Origin of the sequence: Catenibacterium sp. co_0103, from assembly GCF_004168205.1 — a bacterium.
Taxonomy (GTDB): domain Bacteria; phylum Bacillota_I; class Bacilli_A; order Erysipelotrichales; family Coprobacillaceae; genus Catenibacterium; species Catenibacterium mitsuoka_A.
This window is the reverse complement of record NZ_RCYB01000137.1, coordinates 1-3,850: the sequence shown is the minus strand read 5'-3', so window position 1 is coordinate 3,850 and position 3,850 is coordinate 1. Positions and strand designations below refer to the sequence as shown.

Here is a 3,850-nt window from a genome sequence, read left to right as displayed (position 1 = left end):
AATTTGCTCCCATAATAACACCACCATTCTATAATCATTATACTACGCAAAATAAAAACCCTGTAAAACAGGGTCACGAAATAAGGTCTCTTTTTTATCGTGTCCATTTTACAGGGTCCATTTTACATTTACTTTCCACAATCATCATTTTCCAGATTATACTCCATGATTATTCTATCCACAACTTCTTCCGGTGACTTGTTATTAACAAATACACGATTGTGTATCCCTATCTTAGCATTAACCATTCCGTACCAATCTAAATCTGCTTGAATTTCTTTCATATAATAATCTTTATTCGCATTTTTGTAATTATCATCAGTATAAATCTCGTCATTTTCATCACTAAATACAAGCCTCGAAAAAATATTCTCTGGAGTATCGTACAGCTCAATCAGTAAATTATCATCTGATATAATGCTTGTTCTAAAGTTTTCAATATAAGAAATGGGTGAAATTGCAAAGACAACATCTTCTTCCATTTTAATAATCTTCTTGATAATACTTCCTCGTTTCTGATCTCTCCACCGTAAATTCTCAGTGTTAAAAAATTCCTCAAGAGATATTTTCAAGCGGTTTTTCACTTCTTCATCTAAATCGACAAACTTAATATCTAATCGTTCAGCAAGTAATTTACCCACAGTTGTTTTTCCAACATTAGAAACTCCAAATAAACATATCTTCATTCCTCTGTCCCCCTTTACTGATATTATGCCTTTAATTAATAAAGCGTTCAATACTATTATCTCATTCTAATAGCAATAATATATTTTCCTAGCCTTAAGAAGAAAAAAGAGCGGTTTAATAATCCGCTCTAGTGTATAGTTTATTTGTCTTGAGAATGTCTTTCACCGATTTGGAATTCTTCATTATGATCAAACATATATCTTACTGAGATAGGTGTGTCTCCTGTTAGTTCAGTGAAGTCTTTTGTATGAATATCCATTTTACCTTCTCTAATAGCCTGTGCAAATGTAACCATGCCATCTGAAGAGAATGGTGCTTCTGAATCCTTTAGGAATACGCCATCAGTTGTTCTAGGGACACCCATTGCATCCCAGATCTGATAGTTTTCTTCATCAGTGACATTTACAAATGGTACATGGTTTCCTGTACTTACATCACCAATAGCACAGAATGTTGAAATAGTCATTAGTTCTAATCCATTAATATTCCATACTTTATGGTGGAATTCATTTGATCTATGTAATGCATGAGCTAATGCTTTAGCACAGTCTTTACGAGAAATATAAGCCATTAGACCATCACCTTGTGAATTAGTAAGTGGTGCATTCATATGAGCATAAGTAAAGTAGTTAGTAACCATTGCTTCAGCATATTGAGAGTTTCTCATGAACTGATAGTCTAGACCTACTTCCTTAATATATTTTTCAGTATAGATATGGTCTTTCTTTTCTACTGATGGGTTTGTTTCATCATCAGCATTAACTAAAGAAGTATAGATAATCTGTTTAACACCTGCTGCTTTAGCTGCATCTACAGCATTCTTATGTGCATTCTGTCTTTTAACACCAACAAATGGCATAGAGATTAATGCGAGAGCATCAGCCCCTTTAAATGCTTCAACTAATCCATCAGGATTATTAAAGTTAGTTACGTGTGTTTCTACACCCTTTTCAGCATATTTCTTAAGTGATTCTTCGTCATAACCACAAAAGATTAAGTTTTCTACTGGTTCTAATGTAAGTAATACGTCAGCAGCTAATTGACCTAAGTTTCCATCAACACCAGTTAACAATAATTTACCCATTTATTTATCCTCCTGTTTTCTATATGTATCATGATAATACTTTTAGAATTTGTTTATAAGTGAGTTATAGATTTAGAAAATGATTTTTAGCTTTTCTAAGCCGTATAGGATGATACAGGTATTAACATCCTCATCGTATAATAACTAACCTTGAGAAGAAAAAAAGAGCGGTTTAATCCGCTCTTATGCATCAAGTGTGTCCTTGTATTCTAAATATTCATCAAATGTTGATAGACGGTCAATTGTACCTTCTGCAGTGAATTCGATAATTCTATTCGCAATTGTCTGAACAAACTGGTGGTCATGACAAGTAAATAGAATGTTTTCTGGAAAACGCATTAAACCTTGGTTTAATGCCTGGATAGATTCTAGATCAAGGTGGTTTGTAGGTTCATCAAAGATTAATACATTTGCATCATGCATCATCATTTTAGCAAGCATACATCTTACCTTTTCTCCTCCTGATAAAACATTCGCTTTCTTTAATGCTTCATCACCAGAGAATAACATTCTACCTAACCATCCTCTTAGTTCCTGTTCATACATGCTGCCATCGGTAAACTGTCTTAACCAGTCTAATAAAGATAATTCACAATCATTAAAGAATGCTGAATTATCTTTAGGGAAGTATGACTGAGTAGTCGTAATACCCCATTTATAAGAACCTTCAAAGTCTTTATCTTCTCCCATGATGATCTTAAAGAATGCTTCTGTTGCTTTATCGTCTCCTACAAAAGCAACCTTTTCATTTGGAAGAATAGAGAAAGAAACATTATTAATAAGAGTTTCTCCATCTACTACCTTAGTAAGGTTTTCTACATTTAATACAATGTTTCCTACTTCTCTACCTGGTTTGAAACCAATGAATGGATATCTTCTTAGTGATGGTTTCATATCTGCCATTTCTAAGTTATCTAATAGTTTCTTACGAGAAGTAGCCTGTTTTGCTTTAGAAGCATTGGCACTGAAACGTGCAATAAATTCTTCTAATTCTTTCTTTTTAGCTTCTGCTTTCTTATTCTGGTCTTTCATCTGCTGGATCTGCATCTGAGAATATTCATACCAGAAGTCATAGTTACCTACATATAGCTGAATACGGCTGTAATCAATATCAGCAATATGTGTACATACCTTATTTAAGAAATAACGGTCATGTGATACGACAATGACTGTGTTCTTAAAGTTTAATAGGAAGTTCTCTAACCATCTGATACTCTTTAGGTCTAGATGGTTGGTAGGTTCGTCTAGTAAAAGAATATCAGGGTTTCCAAATAAAGCCTGGGCTAATAATACTTTGACTTTCTGGTTACCATCTAAGTCTTTCATATACATATCATGGTATTCTGTTGTAATACCTAAACCATTTAACATGATTTCAGCATCACTTTCAGCATTCCAGCCATCCATGTCTGCGAACTCACCTTCAAGTTCTCCTAGTCTTATACCATCTTCATCATTAAAATCAGCTTTAGCATATAGCTTTTCTTTTTCCTGCATGATTTCAAATAGTCTCTTATTACCCATGATGACTGTTTCTACTACTTTGTTGTCATCATAAGCAAAGTGGTCCTGTTTTAAAACAGATAATCTCTTATTAGGTTCAATAATTACTTCACCTTTGTTTGGTTCTATTTCACCTGATAATATTTTTAAGAATGTGGATTTACCAGCACCATTTGCACCAATAATCCCATAACAATTTCCTTCAGTAAATTTTACTGATACATCTTCAAATAAAGCGCGATCTCCGTATCTGAGTGATACATTATGTGTTGATATCATAGTCTACATTTCCTTTCGTACAGAGATGTATTATGCCATATTTAGTTGATTATGTCTAGTAAAATTGAGATATAGGTGATGGATAGAGATAGTAGTACTATTATATAGAGAATGAGAGAGTAGTATGAGTAATGGAATATAAGGAGTAACTAAATAGACTTGGGGTTTACTCAAGCTTTGAAAAAGTCAGGGGTATGAACTCCTGGCTTTGCTTTTATGCTGTCAACTTTTTAGGGGCAGTTTTCTGCTATCTGTTTTGTTTATTTCATAAATCATTTATCATGTTCTTAAGGTCAA

At 33.4% G+C, this 3,850-nt stretch carries 3 protein-coding genes; all 3 read right to left on the bottom strand.

Translation table 11 applies throughout. The annotated features are described in order from the left end of the window. Positions 1–128: 128 nt before the first annotated feature. Positions 129–737 carry a shikimate kinase gene (locus tag EAI80_RS12305; RefSeq protein WP_238634615.1) on the bottom strand — a complete coding sequence of 203 codons (609 nt, stop codon included), beginning with the start codon at positions 735–737 and terminating at the stop codon, positions 129–131. 89 nt (positions 738–826) lie between these two features. Continuing rightward, complete coding sequence (locus tag EAI80_RS12300; protein WP_129982268.1) at positions 827–1,771, bottom strand: NmrA family NAD(P)-binding protein; 945 nt, start codon at positions 1,769–1,771, stop codon at positions 827–829. 183 nt (positions 1,772–1,954) lie between these two features. After that, entirely contained in the window at positions 1,955–3,553 is a 1,599-nt protein-coding gene (locus EAI80_RS12295; RefSeq protein ID WP_129982267.1) for an ATP-binding cassette domain-containing protein, read from the bottom strand. Between the last annotated feature and the right edge of the window lie 297 nt (positions 3,554–3,850).

Bases quoted from the DNA above. Each gene is read 5' to 3' on its own strand.
- EAI80_RS12300 (WP_129982268.1), bottom strand. From the start codon at position 1,771: ATGGGTAAATTATTGTTAACTGGTGTTGATGGAAACTTAGGTCAATTA.
- EAI80_RS12295 (WP_129982267.1), bottom strand. From the start codon at position 3,553: ATGATATCAACACATAATGTATCACTCAGATACGGAGATCGCGCTTTA.